The following is a 19,550-nucleotide window of genomic DNA, read 5'->3' on the forward strand; positions in this document are numbered from 1 at the left end:
GAACAAGCAACCGATTATCCAGTATGAAAAGCGCGCGACAAACAACCTTAATCCTCATTTGAAAGCTTCTTAATTAAAAAGGCTTCATTAAAGATGAAATATCTCACAGCCCCCACATTTATACAGCCCCTACATTCATCAAGGCATCTCCCATAAAAGCATCTTTTTATAAAGGCATTTTCTTCTTATAAAAACAGCTTCTTTCGATAATGCATCCTTTCCTTTAAACGACATCCCCTCGTCTTATGATGAGATCCATTAAAACGGAAAATTTTATACTCTATAAAGGATACTTATAAAGGAAATACCAAACCAAATAGCGAGATCATTCACAGTTTATTTTAAGCCGATAAACGATATTTTATTTGAAAACATAGAGCATCTTATGCTATTATAATAGGATACGGAGGTTTGCTTTTTGCCGCTCTCTGCCACTCAAAAGAAGACAACATATCTCCTATAAAGGATAAAAATATGCTTAACAGCGTGATGTATATCAAATATCTTGGGAAAGCGCCCACCAACAAAAAAATAAGAGAACCCAAATAACAAGCTCCCAACTTAAGAAAACAATGACTTTTCAAAGGTGGAATTGAAAAGTTTCCACAAAGCGCTCGTGAAAAAAGAGACAAATAATCCCATTAGAAAAAACTTCCTATTAGAAAGATAATGACATGCCCTTAAAATCCATTCTTATTTTTTCATTCACATTTGACAAAAATTTTCCTTCAATCTCTCAAGAACAGTTAAGAAATATTTAAAAAGCAAATAATTCGCTATCCATGAAAAAATAAGCATGATAGGGGCGGAAGATAAAACTGATAGGGATAAGATAAAAAAGATGATTTTTTCGCCCCACACCGTTGCTTTTCTTTGTGCTTAAAGACGCCTTTAGTATCGTTTGTTTTTTGATCTGCAACGGCTGATATTTCCCAGTATTTGCTCACTCCCCCCCCCAGTATTTTCCTCCTTTTAAGTATTTGCTCCCCCCAATATTTGCGCCAAGTGCTTTTTACATCACTGTCCCCCATCAACAGACAGTTTCTTTTTCATTCAAATGGTTAAGTTCATGAAAATACGTAAAAAACGCGGTAGACCGAAAATAACAGGAAAGCGAGAGCCCAAAGGACGTATTTCACGTGCCCAAAGCTCCAGCGAATCTGCGCTTCAATCTGCGATTGAAATGCGTGCAAAACACTTTGGTTTAAGCCTCGAAGAAGCGAAAAATCCGCTTGTTGGGACCTATATTGGGCGTCTTTGTTTGCTTGGCTATAAAGAGGCTTCATCAGGCATCAGTAAAGAACAATATGACACGGCACAACAATACTTGCAAATTAGAAACGACTATTTATGTGCAAAAGGTTTACCAAACGGCTATTACGATGGTTTTACACACAGCGCATCAGATGAGAAAGCAAAAAAGCAATGGGTCCAAAGAGCAACGGAACACTATGAAGATATGCAAGAAGCGATTAAAGAAGCACAATATCTACATCGTCAACACAACTTTCATGCGGCATTACACTATCTTGTTATAGAAGATCAACCGCTGCCTAATCTTGTTGGTTCGTTGCGTATTATTCTTGATGCCCTTTATAAACATTTTGACAGTTCTACCCCAAAGAGCCTTTGCTAAAACACCCATTGTTTCTTCTCCTTCACACAGGATAAAGATTCTCCCCCTCCTTTTATAACATGCCTCTTTATAACCAGCTCCTTTATAAAGTCCCCTTTTGGCAGGGTGCACTTGAGATCCACTGAGCTTGCCCTTTCATAGAATTTCATAGAATTAACAAGCTTAAAGCGCACAACAAACAAGCTTTAAAATATCCACCACGCCCTTAAAAAAAAATACTTCAACCTGTCAAAGAGACTTAACCTTATATCTACCCATGCCTCACTTAACCATGCCTCAAAGGACAATAATTCACGGCATATTCACGGCATGGGCAGGATAAATATTTGCCCCTCTTTAAAACAGCAACATTCTCCCCTCTACCCCCATTGTAACAAACCGCCCTCATCATAAACTTCGCCCAATATCGCGACATCCTTAGCTTTTAAGACAATTCATTATCGTCATTTTACGTCTTTTCTTGTACAATTCTATATGGCTTTCCTGATCTTATGACGGACAAAAGCTATGGCTTTTATTTCAGCATAATCTGGGTTTCTCATTCAAAATAAATAATGATAAAATATCCACTATAAATCAATAGCTTATCATTAAAACAACCCATAGTTTCTTTACACAATTAAAAGCATCATCCCTTAAAGGAAAGAAAAAGCCCCTACCAACAATCTTCTCCCTCATCAACAACTGCACCGATAACCCTCCACCCATCACACCACCACTAATACGACAGCCAGCACAACCCCAATCGCCCCCACAAATCGCCAACACCTAAAGCTTTGCCCCCGCAACACCATCCAACCACCGCCTTCCCAATTTCATCAATAAAATACCACGGATTTCAAAACCACAATTCTCCCTTCATCTTGTCCACGCCTTTCTCAAAGGAGAAAAAGCGTTTACTCAATAAATCTTTATACAGAAACCTTTAGAGACCCCAACAGCCACTCGAAGAGCCATCACGCCTCTAACCACCCACGGAACACCCCACCTCGTCATCCCCCACGGAACACCCCCTGCGCAACACCTAAAGCTTTGTCCCCGCAACACCATCCAACCACCGCCTTCCCAATTTCATCAATAAAATACCACGGATTTCAAAACCACAATTCTCCCTTCATCTTGTCCACGCCTTTCTCAAAGGAGAAAATGTTTTTTGCCACATCAAAAACTTTTCCATTAAAACAAGATATTTTGCTGCATAGCTAATGAATGAGCTTTTTTCTGTAGATTTTTTTCCACGATAAAAAAGGAAAAATAATCGTTTTGCGGTTGACAGAATATGAAAAATCGTATTTAATGACAGGTGCGGTAAGGGGTTTTCTGCGTCCAGATTTCATCATAAAATTTTCGCATTATTTAGACTATTATAAGTTATTATAGACTGTTATAAACAGTGTGTTTCGCGACAATGTTTAAAACTTTACGGTTTGAAGGTATCTTTCGTCTTTTTCTGACTGTTTTCTTTTGCATCACCCAATTTGCATCACCAACAGCCCCATAATTTTGAGATTTTCAAAACAAGTCGTATTCACTAAGGGCTCCCAACAGAACGCCCTAATAATCCCCCCATAAAATACCAATATCATACATCACAGCAATGATGAGCAATACACGCATAAAAATATGAAAACGGCATCATTATGCTCTCATCGCCTCACCTTTCAAGATGCAAAGGCTTTTTTTCAAAACATTGTTTAGCCAGAATTGAAGAAGATCATATCACCTATCGATCATCAGCATGGAGGCTAAGATTATGAAGCCACAAGATTCTCCCCCACCTCATTCCTCACAAACACCAGAAGGCGCAAGCGCACCTGAAGGGGCGCATGCAAATGCATCATTAGACACTCTTGCTGCACATTTAGAACGGCTTAACATCGAAAAAATAAAAAACACTCCTTTCAATCGTGCGGAATTAAAAGATATTGTTGCCCGTTTAGAAGATGACATCTTAATGGGTCGTTGGTTTACAGCTGATTATGCAAGTACAGATCTTAAACTGATGCCAGCCTTGGTAGATCAAGCAAATCGTAAATATCCTGAAATGCGTCTTCAATTGGTAGCATCATCTCACGACTTTGCCCTTGCACTAAAAGAAACACTCGAAAAAGGCATAAAATCTTCTAGATTTATCATTCACACAAAAGATAGAGGAATTCATTTTTCAGTAATTGATCATCAAACTATCGATGACAAAACGTCCGTGATATTTTTTGAACCTACAACATTTAAAAACATGCAATCAGCAGTGCTAGCATTAAGGGCACAATTGGCCATTAAAGCGCATGAATTGTCTAACTGTTCTTTTGCCATGGCAGAAATGGATATTCAACGCAGTTCCTCTGAATGTGGAATGTTCAGCTTAAGCCTTGCTAAAAAGCTTTATCTCGAAGCTCAAAAATTAGAAAGACTACACAAAGATAATATTAAGGGTGTGTTATGTGAACCAGATACGCCTTTACCTGCTGAAAAATTAGATCCATATCTTCCAGCTCGTTTATACAAACACGTGCAAGGCAGAAGACGTCTTAGGGAATATCTAACAGCCAATCCAGAAGCAGCACATGAAAAAGTAAACAAAAAAGGCGAAACCCTAAACGAGAGGTTTGAGAGAAGCTTGGTGGCAACAGAGACAAAAACTGTTTCTGTTTCACAACACAGAAAAAGAGCAACAGAATACAAATCTCTAATGATGTAATAAGCATTTGGCCATAGCCCTATTCCACATCCACAAAGAATGAAGCTCTGCGGCTTTACGGTAAGATATAAGTTGCTGTTAGCAAATCTTCTTTTCCCTTTGAAAGAAGTAAAGAGCTAAAGATGCAAACAGTAAGCAACATGATCTCTTAAAAGACAAAAAGATACCTTGCCTTTGACTCTGAAAAGCGTGGGGTTTTGTCTTTCGTAACAAAAAAATTAAAAAAGATGAGTTCATCTCTTTGTTTTTTTTAGCTAAAAAATCTTTCCTGCAAACATTGTTTAGCCAGAATTGAAGAAAATATTATTTTCTACCAATTATCAATATGGAGGCTAATAGTATGAAGCCACAAGATTCTTCCCTCCCTCATTCCTCACAAACACCAGAAGGGGCAAGTGCAAATGAATCCTTAGAAGACCTTATTGCACGTTTGATGCAAAGTTCCATCCAAACAGAAGAAGAACATGTTGCACCAAGTTCTGACGAATTAAAAGAATTATTACAGGCTTAGAAGATGATCTCGTCACCGGCCGTTGGATTAACGCTTATTATGAAAACACAGATATTAGATTGATGCCGGCTCTCGTAGAAAAAGCAAACAGCAAATATCCAGACATGAATCCCAAATTGGCTCTTACAGCAGAAGAGTTTTCGCACGCACTAAAAGAAGTCGTTGAGAGCGACGCAAAATCTGCCCGATTTATAGTCAATTCGGGAAGCAAAATCCACTTTGCCGTCCTTGATTATCAAAAAGTTGATGACAAAATCTCTTTGATTATGCTTGAACCTACAACATTTCAGAATATCACAGCTTGCAAACTAGGGATAAAAATAAATCAAACCCTTCAATGTCTTCAACTGCCTCCTTATTCTTTTACCACGGCAGAAATGGATATTCAGCGAAGCTCTTCTGAATGTGGGATGTTCAGCTTAAGCTTAGCCAAAAAGCTTCATCTTGAATCTGATAAATTAGCAAGACTGCACAAAGATAATGTTAAGGGTGTATTATGTGAACAAAATTCATCTTTATCTGCTGAAAAGTTAGATTCCTATCTTCCAACCACTTTTTATAAACACGTGCAAGGCAGAAGACGTCTAGAACACTATTTAAAAGCCAATCCGGATGCTGAACATGAAACAGTAAACAAAAAAGGTGAAACCCTGAGGGAGAGATTTGAAAAAAACTTAAGAACAACAGAAGGAAAAACTGTTTCTGTTTCCTCCCACCAAAAAAGGCTCACTGAATACAAATCTTTATCGATGTAATTGAAGCTTTTTCCATATTCCTATTCATCAAAGAACGAAGAGAGGCTGCTTTACAGCTAAGATTTCTCTAAGCAAACCAGCTTTTGCGCTCATAAAACAAAAATAGCAAACAACTTTCCTCTTAACGAAAAAGCACCATTGTCCTATAAAAACCATCCCCTCTTAAAATTGCATCAAAATTCCAAAGCTCTTGTTAGCCCAAAGCTCTTTGTAATAATGAGACTATTTGGATAAGCAAAACGCTTGATACATAAAATATTTAATGCTTTCGTCTTCAGTAAAAGCATATGTCTTGTTTTTCTGAGAGTATCCACTTCGTATCTCAAACACCCCCACATCAATGCCATACGACCAAACAACCGCAATAGACCACGCTTATCGTGCATCAACCAAACAACCGCCCCCACCAAGAAGGCTCCATCAAAAACACCAGGACAAGGTCTTAAAATCAACAACCTCTCTTAACGGAAAACACCTGCCCAACCATTACCCCTCTTGCCCAACTATTTACCCCTCTTGCCCAACCATTACCCCTCTTGCCCAACCATTACCCCTCTTTGCCCAACCATTATCCCTCTTTGCCCAACCATTACCCCTCTTGCCCAACTATTATCCCTCTTTGCCAACCATTATCCCCATTCCCTAAGATGTCACAACCAACCTTTTGATTTCATAAAAGTTTCACATCTCTTCTGTTTTTGAAGCGTGAAAAATTTCATTTTTAATCTGTCAACCAGCCTCACGTTACCGTGAGGCTTTATTTTATGGAGAAGCAAATGAGAAAAATATCTAAAGCAGGGCTTGCACTCATTAAACAATGGGAAGGATTGCGTTTACATGCCTATAAAGATGCCATCGGGGTGTGGACAATCGGCTATGGTCATACCAACACGGCTGGCAAACCGTTCGTTCACAAGGGCATGATCATTACTGAAAAACAAGCAGAAGAAGTTCTTTCTCAAGATTTAAGACAATTTGAGAATACCGTTGAAAAACATGTGCGGGTTTCCTTAACGGATGAACAATTCGCCGCGCTCGTATCGTTTTGCTATAATATAGGAACATCGGCTTTTTGTAATTCGACCCTGCTCAAAAAACTCAATAATGGCGAATATGAAGCCGTCCCTGCTGAGTTACAAAAGTGGACTAAAGCAGGAGGAAAACGTCTTCACGGTTTAGTGCACCGTCGTGCAGCAGAAGCGGGATTATGGGCAAAAGGGGCTTATGTTTCTCCCAACTACCAAACCGTAGAAACGCAAACACCCATGGGATTTTTCAAAGCAGAAGCGCTTACACCGATTATTGGTTCTTTTTCTGGACTTGGGGGCTTATTGGCAGGCAATGGTCCCATCCAATGGGCATTGGCAACCATTATGGTTTTAGCCGCCTGCGTTGGCATTTTCTTTGTGGCAAAACGGTTTCGGGAGCAGCGCTTATGATGTGGTGGTTGAAAAAAAATCTGATGATAACAGGAGCGGCTCTGACCGCTTTTTTTATCGCTTTAGCAAAAGCTTTCACTCTTGGAAAGAAGGTTGAACAACAAAAGCAAATAGAAAAAACGCTAAAGTCATCAACAACACGGCTAGAGGTGGAAAATGAAATTAATCAAAAAAGTGATGCTGATGTACGCGCTTCTCTTACTCACTGGTTGCGCGATAAAAACAATCAATGAGCCTTTTTCTTGCGTTGGTTGGATGCCCATTTATTTAGACAAAAAAGATCTCAATATCATCAGTTCAAATCTCGCAAGAGATATTTTAAAGCATAACAAACAAGGGGAAGGCTTGTGTGGGTGGAAACATGGCTAGAAAAAAAACAGAGCTTACAGAAAAGGAAAAAGAAATCCTACAAGAAATCATCACAACGTATAAAAGTGTAAAAATGATGTCACGCTATACGAAGTGGATTATATTCATCATTTTCTTATTAGCACTTGATTTTTCACGGATCATAGATGTGCTGGGAAGTATTTTTACACAAAAATCGAATATTCAGCTCTAAAATAAATAAAAAACGTGAGACGTGTTAAATCTTTTTTTAAAATATAAAAAGCCATTCGTTATTTTTTGAAAACACGGAGATTTTATTGATGATTTTTTCACGTCTCACGAGAAATTTTTACACGCCTCACAAACGTCGCGCTCTTCACAAACGCTTTCATGAAATGAATTTAAGGGCATGAAGAGAGATTTTTAACCAACGCGTAAGTCAGCAACTTTGGTAACATAAGAAAAGGATCATACCAACGTACATTTTTTTAATAAACTATTGATATCCAAATGATTTTATACTCTTCATAAATAGCATTGCCAAGAATTTGTATTAAAAGACATTTCTTTTAAAGAAGCGCATAAACAAGCAATGTAATGGTAGCCTTACATAAAACTTCTCATCTTTACGTTGAATAAAAAAGCAAGCCGGCTCCTCCCACCCTCCCAATTTCCACCCTCCCAATGCCCTGCCTCCCACCAATGCCCTGCCTCTCAATGCCCTGCCTCTCAATGCCCTGCCTCCCAATGCCCTGCCTCCCAATGCCCTGCCTCTCAATGCCCTGCCTCCCAATGCCCTGCCTCTCAATTTCCACCCTCCCAATGCCCTGCCTCCCAATGCCCTGCCTCCCAATGCCCTGCCTACCAATGCCCTGCCTCCTCAATGCCCTGCCTCCCAATTCCCTGCCTCCTCAATGCCCTGCCTCTCAATTTCCACCCTCCCAATGCCCTTGCCTCCCAATGCCCTGCCTCCTCAATTCCCTGCCTCCCAATGCCCTTATGTTCTATGCATAAAGGTCAAGTTGAAGAGAATATATGGAAAATCCTTGGCTCGAAAATATGAAAAGAAGGCATGAGGCTACAACAGAATTTCGCGTGCCTTTATCATCAGAAGCATTAAAAATTCTAAAACAAGCGCGCCTACTGTCTCGTAATGATTTTTTTCGGCTACCTGTCATGGTCCCCTTAGTTCAAAAATTGCTCCCCACTCAAGAATTTTCTGTCACAATATAGGCAACAAACAGAACTTGAGTATAACAACATGGGTTTGGCTCCAGTTTAGGTGATGAACTTACCGAAAAAAGATGAGAGCAAGGCGAAAAATTAGCTTTTATCTTTAAGCTTCTCAAATGGAGCAGTCTCCCCATTTCAGAGATCAACGAAACAGAGAGATGCTTATTCTCCTATGCAAAAGCTTGAAATACCAGCATCTTATTCATAAAAAAACAACCCAGCCCCATCATGCTCTTTTCAACTCTGTCTTTCCAACGCTCAATAGGTACTAACTCTTAGCTACTGACTTTTAATGATTGCGTTGGTTCATAAAACCGTAGTGACCTCTCACCTTATGAAGCACAAACACAGGATTTTTTAACGGTGCATACATAAACCTAAAATGAAAAAATAGAACTGTATTAGGAATAAATGACTATAAATCAAAGAGTTATATTTTTATTAGCACAATATTTTCAAAGGAAACCACGATCCCCACACAATAGAAACATTTCATAAAAACAAGAGAAAAAGCTATGGATTAAGAGTGAGCTTCATTCACAATGACGGTAGATCAACCAGAGGAGAGTAGAACAATCCTATAAGATAAAGAAACTGTCATAAAAGGAAAATTCGTATGAACAAAAGAAATATATAAAAAAACGGGCACAGAAGACCCGTTTCTTTATTACTTCTATGGAATAAGAGCTTAGAAATCCATTCCGCCCATTCCACCCATTCCACCAGCAGGCATCGGAGGCATTGGTGTATCTTTCTTTGGAACTTCAGCAACCTTTGCTTCTGTTGTGATCAGAAGGCTCGCAATTGAAGCCGCATTCTGAAGAGCAGAACGCAAAAACTTTCACAGGATCAACAATTCTTGAAAGCAATCAAATCACCAAATTCACCGGCTGAAAAACATGAAAAAGCATAAAAAAAACGGGCACAGAAGACCCGTTTCTTTATTATTTCTATGGAAAAGAGCTTAGAAATCCATTCCGCCCATTCCACCCATTCCGCCAGCAGGCATCGGAGGCATTGGTGTATCTTTCTTTGGAACTTCAGCAACCATTGCTTCTGTTGTGATCAGAAGGCTCGCAATTGAAGCCGCATTCTGAAGAGCAGAACGCACAACTTTCACAGGATCAACAATTCCCAAAGCAATCAAATCACCAAATTCACCCGTGGCGGTATTATAACCATAAGTGTCAGCATTATTTTCCAGCACTTTGCCCACAATAATAGCGGCTTCTTCACCAGCATTGCTTGCAATCTGGCGCGCTGGTGCTTGTAGAGCACGACGAACGATACTAATACCAGCTTCTTGGTCAGGATTACTTCCCTTAACGGTCAACGCATTTGCTGCACGCAACAATGCGGTACCACCACCAGCAACAATACCTTCTTCAACAGCAGCACGTGTTGCATTCAAAGCATCATCAACACGGTCTTTCTTTTCTTTCACTTCAACTTCTGTTGCACCACCCACACGGATAACAGCAACACCACCAGCGAGTTTAGCAAGTCTTTCTTGCAATTTTTCACGGTCATAGTCAGAAGTTGTTTCTTCAATCTGAGCCTTGATTTGATTGACGCGAGCAGTAATTTCGCTCTTTTGTCCAGCACCATCAATAATGGTGGTGTTTTCTTTAGAAATATTCACTTTCTTTGCACGTCCAAGCATATCCAAAGTGACATTTTCAAGTTTAATGCCCACATCTTCAGAAATAACCTGTCCAGATGTCAAGATAGCGATATCTTCTAACATTGCTTTACGACGGTCACCAAATCCAGGAGCTTTTACAGCAGCAATTTTCAAACCACCACGTAATTTGTTAACAACGAGCGTTGCCAAAGCTTCACCTTCCACATCTTCAGCGATAATGAGAAGTGGTTTTCCAGATTGCACAACAGCTTCAAGCACAGGAAGAAGAGATTGCAAATTAGACAATTTCTTTTCGTGAATGAGAATGTAAGGATCATCAAGATCAGCGACCATTTTCTCAGCATTTGTGACAAAATAAGGGGAAAGATACCCACGGTCAAATTGCATTCCTTCAACGACTTCTAATTCCGTTTCAGCGGTTTTAGCTTCTTCCACGGTAATGACGCCTTCATTGCCCACTTTTTCCATAGCATCAGCGATCATTTTACCGATTTCAGCAGCGCCATTAGCGGAAATTGTTCCCACCTGTGCAATTTCTGCTGAAGTTTGAATTTTTTTTGCTTTTTTGAAGAGGTTTGCCACCACTTCTTCAACAGCAGCATCAATCCCACGCTTCAAATCCATTGGGTTCATGCCTGCAGCAACAGCTTTAACACCTTCTTGCACAATAGCTTGTCCTAAAACAGTTGCTGTTGTTGTTCCATCACCAGCGATATCATTGGTTTTAGATGCAACTTCGCGCAACATTTGTGCACCCATATTTTCGAACTTATCTTCCAGTTCGATTTCCTTTGCAACGGATACACCATCTTTTGTGATGCGAGGTGCACCGAATGATTTATCAATCACCACATTGCGACCTTTAGGGCCGAGTGTCACCTTAACAGCATTAGCAAGGATGTCGACACCGCGCAACAAACGCTCACGCGCTTCACGGCCAAATTTGACTTCTTTAGCAGCCATTTAATTTCTCCTTGGAGTTTTCTCAAAATAGTACACAATGAAAAACTAAGTGCTTCAATTAGCCCATAATTCCCATAATGTCAGATTCTTTCATGATGAGGAGATCTTCCCCATTAATCTTGACTTCAGTTCCAGACCATTTTCCAAACAAAATACGGTCTCCTGTTTTGACTTCTAAAGGCACGCGCTTTCCGTTATCATCGAGAGCGCCATTGCCAACAGCAATCACTTCGCCTTCTTGGGGTTTTTCTTTTGCTGTATCAGGGATGATAATCCCACCAGCCGTTTTATTTTCAGATTCAACCCGACGGACAACGACACGGTCGTGAAGTGGGCGGAATTGTATATTAGCCATGTTTTAAATCCTTAAAACTGAACATAATTGCATTAATCTTAAAAGTTCTTGCTAGCACTCTCAAACTACGAGTGCTAGCATGTGTTAGATATAAAATCGGCATCTCTCAATGTCAAGAATAGCCATAAAAATAATTTCTCTAAATGAAGCTTCAAAGTCTTGCCTCTTATTGCACTTTCGCGTTATCTATCTTTTTTGAGAACCCGTGAACAAAAAAGGATCTTATCATGGTTGAAACACGTCAGGAAACGGATAGCTTTGGAACGATTTCGGTACGTCAAGATCGTTATTGGGGCGCACAAACTGAACGTTCTCTGCATAATTTTAATATTGGCAGTGAAAAGCAGCCTCTTGCCATCATCTATGCCTTAGTCCTTGTCAAAAAAGCAGCAGCGATTGTAAATATGGGCAAAGGAAAACTACCAGAAAATATTGGAAAAGCAATTATTGCCGCCGCTGATGAAGTGCTTGCTGGCGATTTTGATAAGCATTTTCCACTGTCCGTCTGGCAAACAGGTTCTGGCACACAAAGCAATATGAATGTCAATGAAGTCATTGCTAATCGTGCTAGTAAGATTTTGGGAGGAAAACTTGGAAGCAAAAAACCAGTTCATCCCAATGACCATGTCAATATGAGCCAATCATCGAACGATTCCTTTCCCACGGCGCTTCACATTGCCACCACGTTGCAAACACGCCAACACTTATTGCCAATCCTTGAAGCTCTTATTGCGACATTAAAACAAAAAGAGCAAGAATTTGCAGACATCATTAAAATCGGTCGCACCCACACGCAAGATGCAACACCTTTAACCTTAGGGCAAGAGTTTTCAGGCTATCGTGCCGCATTAGAAGCCAATCGTCAGCGCATTGAAAATGCTCTAACCGATGTCCACATGCTTGCTCAAGGTGGCACGGCTGTTGGCACAGGGCTGAATGCGCCAAAAGGTTTTGACGTTGCTTTTGCGCAAACAGTGAGCACTCTCACAGGAGTAACGTTCCAAACTGCCAGCAATAAATTTGAAGCACTTGCCCATCATGGCGCCCTTGCGCATTTCCACGGAAGCTTGAATGCTCTCGCTGCTGATCTGTTTAAAATTGCCAATGACATTCGGTTTTTAGGCTCTGGTCCACGTTCTGGTTTAGGGGAACTCAGTCTTCCTGAAAATGAACCCGGATCTTCTATTATGCCCGGCAAAGTCAACCCCACACAATGTGAAGCCTTAACCATGGTCGCATGCCAAGTTTTTGGTAATCACACCAGCGTAACCTTTGCCGCAAGCCAAGGACATTTTGAACTCAACGTTTATAAACCTGTTATTGGCTATAACGTTTTACAATCAATTACCCTTCTTGGTGATTGCATGCGTTCTTTTGATATGCATTGCATCCAAGGATTACGGGCCAATCGCGTTCATATTCACTCGCTCATGGAGCGCTCACTCATGTTAGTCACAGCTCTAGCACCAGAAATTGGCTATGAAAGAGCTGCTGAAATTGCCAAAGCAGCGCATAAAAATGATACAACTTTGCGCACCGAAGCATTAAAAGCAGGCGTTTTTGTAGAGGATTATGACCGATTAGTTGATCCCAAAAAGATGATTGCTCCCCAATAAACAACCCACTAAAAAAGATGCAAACGTCTTAAAACAAATCGTTCTGTCAAAAGATCGGGGTGTAAACACCCCGATGATGACCGATAACCATTACCCACAGCGTTCATTTTAGGCTCTGATCCGCATTTATGCTATGGGTGGTTTTGTTGCTTATGTTGCTTATATTGTACTTAAAAGGCACAACGGTTTTGGAAAGAAATGGATAGTCATGGCTCAACACCCAATGGCTATACTGGCAGAAAGTGATTTAAATGGATATGACCGTAAGGTGTTTTTCATTCTAGCTTCACGTCTTGATTTTAAAAATTAATTAGCTATCAACCAAAAAGAATTAGCTCAAAAAAATCAGTATTAATAGACATAATTTCAATCGAAGTAAAAAAGATTAATGAATTCATAGTAGTTACGCTTACAATGTTATCATTATTGATAACATTGGGTAGATAACTCTTATCTCAATGAGATAATGTATTGATTTATAATAATAATCTAGCGTTATCCATATTGAATGAGAATCCTAAATACCGTAAGATTTTCTCATTTTAAATCTGTCCCATGTTGCATCAATCAAAATCACTGACTAGCACATCACAAACGGAATGAATGTATGGATAGAAATTGTATAAGATAAGGACTAAAAACACCTCTAATGAACCACCTCAAGTGCCAAGGACTTTCACAACGGCCAAAGGGGCCTGTCACAACATTGTGGAGAGGACTGTCACAACACCCACGAACTGGCAAATATAGTAATGGCACCGACTTGCTCCTCTATGAAGTGGAAAAGAGGTGCTCAATAGATTTATCATTATACCATTCACGAGCCACCGTCGTGAAATGGGTTTAGGAACATTGAAAAATGTCTCCTCTATGAAGCGGAAAAGAGGTGCTCAATAGATTTATCATTATATCATTCACGAGCCACCGTCGTGAAATAGGTTTAGAAACATTGAAAAATGTCTCCTCTATGAAGCGTGAAGATGGGTGCTCAATAGATTTATCGTTATACCATTCACGAGCCACCGTCGTGAAATAGGTTTAGAAACATTGAAAAATGTCTCCTCTATGAAGTGGAAAAGAGGTGCTCAATAGATTTATCATTATATCATTCACGAACCACCGTCGTGAAATGGGTTTAGAAACATTGAAAAATGTCTCCTTTATGAAGCGTGAAAGAGTGTGCTCAATAGATTTATCGTTATACCATTCACAATCGCTGTCGTGAAATGGGTTCAGGAACATTGAGAAATGTCTCCTTTATGAAGCGGAAAAGAGGTGCTCAATAGATTTATCATTATATCATTCACAATCGCCGTCGTGAAATGGGTTTAGGAACATTGAAAAATGTCTCCTCTATGAAGCGGAAAAGAGGTGCTCAATAGATTTATCGTTATACCATTCACAATCGCTGTCGTGAAATGGGTTTAGGAACATTGAGAAATGTCTCCTTTATGAAGCGGAAAAGAGGTTCTCAATAGAGGAACAGCTGTTGGAACAAAATTCGATGCACTGAAAGGTTTTGACCTTTGCTGAAACAATCCACTCTCTGACGGGATATCCTTGACAGCTCGCAAGAAATTTGAGGCATTTGCCCCTTATGGCGCCCTCACCCATTTCCACAAAAACCTGAATGCACGCGCTAATCTCTTTAAAATAACCAACGACATTCAGTTTTTAGGCTCTCATCCACGTTCCGTCTTTAAGCGAACGGAAAGTTTATCATTTTACATGGCACATGAGAAACCTCTTGAAACTTGAGATTCTCGCCCTTTGCTCCTTCTTATTCTTCGTATTCCATTCAATCAATCAAAACTATTCGCTTGGATTGTCATAAGAAAAAGTAGCGTATAGATAAAAAAGAAATAAAGTCGCTCATCCCCTTAAGTGCTCAAAAGGCTATCGCCATACAAAGCTACGCAATATCAGAAACAAGCAAAGAATACGATAAAGAATATGATGGTGCCAATATGCATTTTTTACGACCAATTGAATATTAAGCACTTTGATATCAATCATAGTGGATAATATATTTAACACTTAATAACAAAAAGTGATTTTAATATATATAAAATAATATTTTTTAAACAAATAAAAAGCCTGTTTACTATATTATATTTTTTTCTAAAACACAGAGAACACTGAAGAGTGTGTATATAAAAAATCCTTAAAAATCAATACAAACGCGGGATAATAGCATGAAAACAAGTTTTAAGAACACTTAAATATGGATAATTATAGAGTTTTTGAGTATTTTAATTTTCATAATGATATTAAATATAGATTTCTTTAACCAATTCGTGTATAATGCGCTTTGTATTTTAAATGAATTGGGGACGTTTTTATGAAAACAAAATGTTTAATTGCACTATCTATTTTCACTTTCATTACCGCTTCAACAGCGCAAGCAGCAGATACGGTAATCTTTGAGCAATCAAAACCGAAGGTTTCATTGCAAAATGATTCATCATCACGTATTTCACCGGTTACTGTTTCTGCGCCTTTTTCTTGGTCTGGTTTTTATTTTGGAGGACAAATTGGATATTTTTCCAATAAAAATACTCTAAATTACGCACAAGAAGCTAGGGACGGAAAATGGGCTTTGGTTGATAGAGATTTATCACCGAAACTATCAGGATTGAGAGCAGGTTTGTATGCAGGTTCTAATATTGATCTGGGAGATTTTGTTTTCGGTTTTGATACGGACATGGTTTGGTCTGGGAAGAAAAGTACCCAAACAGACAATGGAAAGAAAATTCTAGATAAATTAGACTCCATTAACATTGCCTTTGAAGAAGCTGGAATTCCTATCATAAAACCTGCCGCTCAGGATGAAACGATACCCAACCATGGTGACATTGTTGTTAGCGGTGTAACATTGAAAGAAACATGGTCTGGTGCCGCGCGCGCGCGTATTGGTTTTGCTTCCCACCGTCTTATGCCTTATATTGCAGGGGGTATAGCCTATAGACAGATGCAATATATCATGTCACTTTTATCAAAATCGCAAGAAGATTCGACAATTTTTGCTTCTGGCAATGTGTTAGATGAGACAAAAACAATGTTTGGTTACACTGTTGGTGGTGGTTTTGATCTTGCAATGACAGATAATATCATCATGCGTACAGAATATCGTTATTCAGATTTTTTTAAAAAGAAATTTGCAAACGATAACCTTAAAATCTCTTCTCAAACGCATGATGTTCGCTTTGGTATCGCTTATAAATTCTAAGTTTTGTAGAAAAATTGAACGATTAAAAAACCCTGTTAAAAACGGGGTTTTTTAATGCCCCTTTGCACTAAAAAGACGTAGATTCTAAAAACCAGTACTAAACTGTAAACAAATAATCACGAAACAATCCAACCTCTCCCTCTCTTAAAGCAAGCTCCTATCCTCTCAGCCTTTCATGTCGTGCATTGGGAATATATAAAAGCTTTACCACCATACCACTGGGCGCCATCGTAAAATAAATGAGAGCCGGTATTTAAGAGATATTTCTTTAAAAGAAATATGGATATTGTGCATCAATTGCAGTTTTATAGGATGATGTTGACTTGGCCTCCCCGCTCTTAAAGGATAAAGATTCTAAAAACCCATTTTAAAACACCCATTTTTAAACACCATGTCCGTTTATAAAAGCACAAAAACTCTTGGGGACTCTTAGGGGGATCTTGGGCGAGCTTCTCTGGGCTCCTCCTCATGGAATGCCCTTAAGCCTAAAGCAAGACAAACACACTGAAGAATATTCAACACACAGCGAAAAAATACTGTAACGTTTCAAGGAAGTATGCCCTATATTACCACACTTCAAACGACCGTATTTTACAGCTATTGTATGCCAGAGTGGAGAAAGGATATTGCGGTTTTCTGTTTATGTAATTTCTGTAACGGGGAGACATCTTCATTTGGAGAGAACATGAAGTTGTCAAGGTAAAAAACCAATTTCCAACCTTACCATTTCCCTCTGCTTTACAACTTTCAAAAGCCTCTAAAGCAGTATTTTTTAAACCTCTAAAACTCTGTCTTTTAAAAAGTGGAGATTACGCATTGCCTCATGCTTTTGTTGCTCACATATCTTTTTGGCGATCACGCCCCTCATGTCATACGACAACGCTTCAAACCAAACACACTCAAATTCAAGACACTTTGGTTGCCAACTCACATGCGTGTTTTAAAGAAACATCTCTCAAAACCCTCAAGCCCATTTTGCGACAGCACCTACAAGAATATAAAATCTATAAAGCCTCTAAAGCACTATTTTTTAAACCTCTAAAACTCTGTCTTTTAAAGAGTGGAGATTACGCATTGCCTCATGCTTTTGTTGCTCACATATCTTTTTGGCGATCACGCCCCTCATGTCATACGACAACGCTTCAAACCAAACACACTCAAATTCAAGACACTTTGGTTGCCAATGCACATGCGTGTTTTAAAGAAACATCTCTCAAAACCCTCAAGCCCATTTTGCGAAAGCACCTACAAGAATATAAAATCTATAAAGCACCATCTCTACACTTCATAAAAGTGCAAGCTGGCACCATCCATCATACACTTTACCTCCAATGATGCCCTTGAAACGGCATAAGAGGCATTTTTATTCATTTTTTGTAAAATTTCACTCCACGCGAGCTCATCTAGCTTGTAACGTACGAGCGACATGATTTTGGTTGATTTACTATAAGCAGACTTGAAATGAGAGAATCCTACGGTATTCGAGGTTTTTCATTCAACATGCAAAACATTGAACACGGTCTATAAATCCCATGTTTTATAAACCAAAGTGATGCGCCATAACAGGATCAAGGGAAATATTTATGAAGTGGTGCGGGTGGTCGGACTCGAACCGACACTCCTCTCGGAACCAGATTTTGAGTCTGGCGCGTCTACCAGTTCCACCACACCCGCACACTTTTATAAAAGACAGGACTATAAAAGATAGACTTGTCGATTATTCCTTTGCACTATATGAAGAAGCACAGATTCGTCAACAGAAGACTTCTCATTTTTTAAGAATTCATATCATTTTCTGATCTATTTTATGGAATATTTTCTTTATTGGATTTCTCTACCGGATTTATAGCAATCTCATTTGTAAAGTCTTTACCTCTTAAACTTATAAAAAGCCTCATGATATTAAACAAATTAAAGCTTTGGACGATTTCTTTAGCAAATCGGCGTACAGCACCACACTGGCTTGGTTTCATTGCCTTTATTGAAAGTTCTGTTTTTCCAATTCCCATAGATGTTTTATATATTCCGATGCTTCTTATCCATCAAAAGCGGGTTTATCGCTATGCTTTGATTGCGACAATCTGTTCTGTATTAGGAGGCATTGCCGGTTGGTTTATCGGACATTTTGCCTATGATACCCTTGCCAAACCCATTTTAGAAATTTATGGTAAGGTTGAAAGTTTTGAATCTCTGAAAAATAGTGCAACCCTGCAATTTCTAATCATTTTACTGATAACATCAGGTTTTTTTCATCTTCCCCCCATCAAGATTGTCACAATTTTGGCCGGTGTAATGAGTGTACGTCTTGAACTTTTCATGCTTATTTGTATTTTTTCTAGAGGCGCTCGTTTTTATCTTCTCGCGTGGCTGATTAAACATTTTGGACAAAAAGCAATGAATTTTTTAGTACAGCATTTCAAATGGATTGTTCTCATTGGTTGTGTTAGCCTCCTTTTAATTTATGGGATTTTCATAGCTTTTTTAAACAGGAAGCTTTTATAAGGAACAGACTTAATGGCATGCGTTTTGTCTTCTCACCCACTTTTACACAAGCACCTTCATCTTGAACCCAGCAGAAAAGAACAAAGTTTGTGGGCTTTTTTTCTTGCTTTTTGCTTGTCTGCCACAATAGGTATTGCTCTTGGTTTTGAACATTTCGGAGGGTATCTTCCTTGCGATTTATGTCTCATAGAGCGTTTCCCCTATTATGGGGCCATACCATTTTTGCTTTTAGCAGGTTTTGGGGCATATTTTTTTCGCATAACTGCTTGGGTACAACTTTTATTTTTGTGTGTTTTTGTCTTAATGTGCATCAGCCTTGTTTTAGCCATTTATCATGCGGGTGTTGAATATGGCTTTTGGGCTGCTCCCCTCAGTTGTGGTTTAAGCGCAGTCAGAAAAACCTCAGACATTAACCAGCTGCTCAGCCAATTAAACAACATTCATCCCCCTTCTTGTTCTGAAGCATCCGCACGCTTTCTTTTTCTTTCATTTGCCGGTTGGAATGTCGTCTCAAGCCTATTTTTCAGCCTTATAAGCCTCTATATTACTTCAAAAGGCATTCTTTCAAGCAATAAAAAACTCTAACCATAAAATAGAAACGAAACCGCGTTCACTCGTTCTCTCCAATCGCTTCCCCC

19 protein-coding genes, 1 tRNA gene and 3 pseudogenes are annotated in these 19,550 nt (G+C 39.2%); 14 read left to right on the forward strand and 9 right to left on the reverse strand.

Annotated features, from left to right (window positions below; all coding sequences use genetic code 11):
- Nucleotides 1-1,069: 1,069 nt before the first annotated feature.
- Nucleotides 1,070-1,636: a hypothetical protein gene (locus tag ACFILN_RS00535; protein WP_273790898.1), complete on the forward strand. Its 567-nt coding sequence runs from the start codon at nt 1,070-1,072 to the stop codon at nt 1,634-1,636.
- Nucleotides 1,637-2,212: 576 nt separating this feature from the next.
- On the opposite strand, the gene ACFILN_RS00540 is transcribed toward ACFILN_RS00535, so the two are convergent.
- Nucleotides 2,213-2,404 (reverse strand): hypothetical protein, encoded by a 192-nt coding sequence (locus ACFILN_RS00540; protein ID WP_375670628.1) that lies wholly within the window; start codon nt 2,402-2,404, stop codon nt 2,213-2,215.
- Between the two features lie 132 nt (nt 2,405-2,536).
- On the reverse strand, nt 2,537-2,686 hold the full coding sequence (locus tag ACFILN_RS00545; RefSeq protein WP_375670629.1) for a hypothetical protein: 150 nt from the start codon (nt 2,684-2,686) through the stop codon (nt 2,537-2,539).
- A 703-nt stretch (nt 2,687-3,389) separates the two neighbouring features.
- Here ACFILN_RS00545 and ACFILN_RS00550 point away from each other — a divergent pair.
- On the forward strand, nt 3,390-4,334 hold the full coding sequence (locus tag ACFILN_RS00550) for a YopJ/AvrA family T3SS effector serine/threonine acetyltransferase (protein WP_375670630.1): 945 nt from the start codon (nt 3,390-3,392) through the stop codon (nt 4,332-4,334).
- Between the two features lie 340 nt (nt 4,335-4,674).
- Nucleotides 4,675-5,600 (forward strand): annotated as a pseudogene (locus ACFILN_RS00555) (YopJ/AvrA family T3SS effector serine/threonine acetyltransferase).
- 173 nt (nt 5,601-5,773) lie between these two features.
- Here the strand turns inward: ACFILN_RS00555 and ACFILN_RS00560 are convergent.
- Entirely contained in the window at nt 5,774-6,052 is a 279-nt protein-coding gene (locus ACFILN_RS00560; RefSeq protein WP_375637791.1) for a hypothetical protein, read from the reverse strand.
- A gap of 324 nt (nt 6,053-6,376) precedes the next feature.
- Here ACFILN_RS00560 and ACFILN_RS00565 point away from each other — a divergent pair, with 324 nt between their 5' ends.
- From ACFILN_RS00565 to ACFILN_RS00580, 4 genes are read left to right on the forward strand one after another with little or no spacing between them, the layout of a single operon-like run.
- On the forward strand, nt 6,377-7,039 hold the full coding sequence (locus ACFILN_RS00565; RefSeq protein ID WP_375643299.1) for a lysozyme: 663 nt from the start codon (nt 6,377-6,379) through the stop codon (nt 7,037-7,039).
- Nucleotides 7,036-7,272 carry a hypothetical protein gene (locus ACFILN_RS00570; protein ID WP_375606489.1) on the forward strand — a complete coding sequence of 79 codons (237 nt, stop codon included), beginning with the start codon at nt 7,036-7,038 and terminating at the stop codon, nt 7,270-7,272. The genes ACFILN_RS00565 and ACFILN_RS00570 overlap by 4 nt, the downstream gene beginning before the upstream one ends.
- Nucleotides 7,196-7,408 carry a hypothetical protein gene (locus ACFILN_RS00575; RefSeq protein WP_273790903.1) on the forward strand — a complete coding sequence of 71 codons (213 nt, stop codon included), beginning with the start codon at nt 7,196-7,198 and terminating at the stop codon, nt 7,406-7,408. The genes ACFILN_RS00570 and ACFILN_RS00575 overlap by 77 nt, the downstream gene beginning before the upstream one ends.
- Entirely contained in the window at nt 7,401-7,601 is a 201-nt protein-coding gene (locus ACFILN_RS00580) for a hypothetical protein (protein ID WP_273790904.1), read from the forward strand. Before ACFILN_RS00575 ends, ACFILN_RS00580 begins: the two co-directional genes overlap by 8 nt.
- A 321-nt stretch (nt 7,602-7,922) precedes the next feature.
- Here ACFILN_RS00580 and ACFILN_RS00585 read toward each other — a convergent pair whose 3' ends face one another.
- A complete protein-coding gene (locus tag ACFILN_RS00585) occupies nt 7,923-8,237 on the reverse strand; it encodes a hypothetical protein (RefSeq protein WP_375670631.1) in 315 nt (104 codons plus the stop codon).
- A 167-nt stretch (nt 8,238-8,404) separates the two neighbouring features.
- Between ACFILN_RS00585 and ACFILN_RS00590 the strand changes: the two genes are divergently transcribed.
- Entirely contained in the window at nt 8,405-8,602 is a 198-nt protein-coding gene (locus ACFILN_RS00590; RefSeq protein WP_375637789.1) for a hypothetical protein, read from the forward strand.
- A 688-nt stretch (nt 8,603-9,290) separates the two neighbouring features.
- Here the strand turns inward: ACFILN_RS00590 and groEL are convergent.
- The 3 genes and pseudogenes from groEL to groES all read right to left on the reverse strand — a co-directional run.
- Nucleotides 9,291-9,496, reverse strand: a pseudogene (gene groEL, locus ACFILN_RS00595) (chaperonin GroEL); the annotation flags it as partial.
- Nucleotides 9,497-9,566: 70 nt separating this feature from the next.
- Complete coding sequence (groL, locus tag ACFILN_RS00600) at nt 9,567-11,210, reverse strand: chaperonin GroEL (RefSeq protein WP_273790908.1); 1,644 nt, start codon at nt 11,208-11,210, stop codon at nt 9,567-9,569.
- Between the two features lie 58 nt (nt 11,211-11,268).
- Nucleotides 11,269-11,565, reverse strand: a complete 297-nt coding sequence (gene groES / locus ACFILN_RS00605; protein WP_005774667.1) for a co-chaperone GroES — start codon at nt 11,563-11,565, stop codon at nt 11,269-11,271.
- 227 nt (nt 11,566-11,792) lie between these two features.
- Here groES and fumC (ACFILN_RS00610) point away from each other — a divergent pair, with 227 nt between their 5' ends.
- Together fumC (ACFILN_RS00610) and ACFILN_RS00615 are read left to right on the forward strand one after the other, a co-directional pair.
- Nucleotides 11,793-13,181: a class II fumarate hydratase gene (gene fumC, locus ACFILN_RS00610; RefSeq protein WP_375630964.1), complete on the forward strand. Its 1,389-nt coding sequence runs from the start codon at nt 11,793-11,795 to the stop codon at nt 13,179-13,181.
- Between the two features lie 133 nt (nt 13,182-13,314).
- Nucleotides 13,315-13,491: a hypothetical protein gene (locus ACFILN_RS00615; protein ID WP_375670632.1), complete on the forward strand. Its 177-nt coding sequence runs from the start codon at nt 13,315-13,317 to the stop codon at nt 13,489-13,491.
- Nucleotides 13,492-13,769: 278 nt separating this feature from the next.
- Here ACFILN_RS00615 and ACFILN_RS00620 read toward each other — a convergent pair whose 3' ends face one another.
- Nucleotides 13,770-13,940 (reverse strand): hypothetical protein, encoded by a 171-nt coding sequence (locus tag ACFILN_RS00620; RefSeq protein WP_375670633.1) that lies wholly within the window; start codon nt 13,938-13,940, stop codon nt 13,770-13,772.
- Between the two features lie 720 nt (nt 13,941-14,660).
- On the opposite strand from ACFILN_RS00620, the pseudogene fumC (ACFILN_RS00625) reads away from it, so the two are divergent.
- Together fumC (ACFILN_RS00625) and ACFILN_RS00630 are read left to right on the forward strand one after the other, a co-directional pair.
- A pseudogene (gene fumC / locus ACFILN_RS00625) lies at nt 14,661-14,876 on the forward strand (class II fumarate hydratase); the annotation flags it as partial.
- 646 nt (nt 14,877-15,522) lie between these two features.
- Nucleotides 15,523-16,410, forward strand: coding sequence for an outer membrane protein (locus tag ACFILN_RS00630; protein ID WP_375630962.1), 888 nt, complete (start codon nt 15,523-15,525; stop codon nt 16,408-16,410).
- Nucleotides 16,411-17,999: 1,589 nt separating this feature from the next.
- On the opposite strand, the gene ACFILN_RS00635 is transcribed toward ACFILN_RS00630, so the two are convergent.
- Nucleotides 18,000-18,084: transfer RNA gene (locus ACFILN_RS00635), tRNA-Leu, on the reverse strand.
- A gap of 222 nt (nt 18,085-18,306) precedes the next feature.
- Here ACFILN_RS00635 and ACFILN_RS00640 point away from each other — a divergent pair.
- Complete coding sequence (locus tag ACFILN_RS00640; protein WP_273790911.1) at nt 18,307-18,912, forward strand: YqaA family protein; 606 nt, start codon at nt 18,307-18,309, stop codon at nt 18,910-18,912.
- 12 nt (nt 18,913-18,924) lie between these two features.
- Nucleotides 18,925-19,497 (forward strand): disulfide bond formation protein B, encoded by a 573-nt coding sequence (locus ACFILN_RS00645; RefSeq protein ID WP_273790912.1) that lies wholly within the window; start codon nt 18,925-18,927, stop codon nt 19,495-19,497.
- Nucleotides 19,498-19,550 lie beyond the last annotated feature (53 nt).

The organism is Bartonella sp. CL434QHHD (genome assembly GCF_042195145.1).
Classification (GTDB): Bacteria; Pseudomonadota; Alphaproteobacteria; order Rhizobiales; family Rhizobiaceae; genus Bartonella.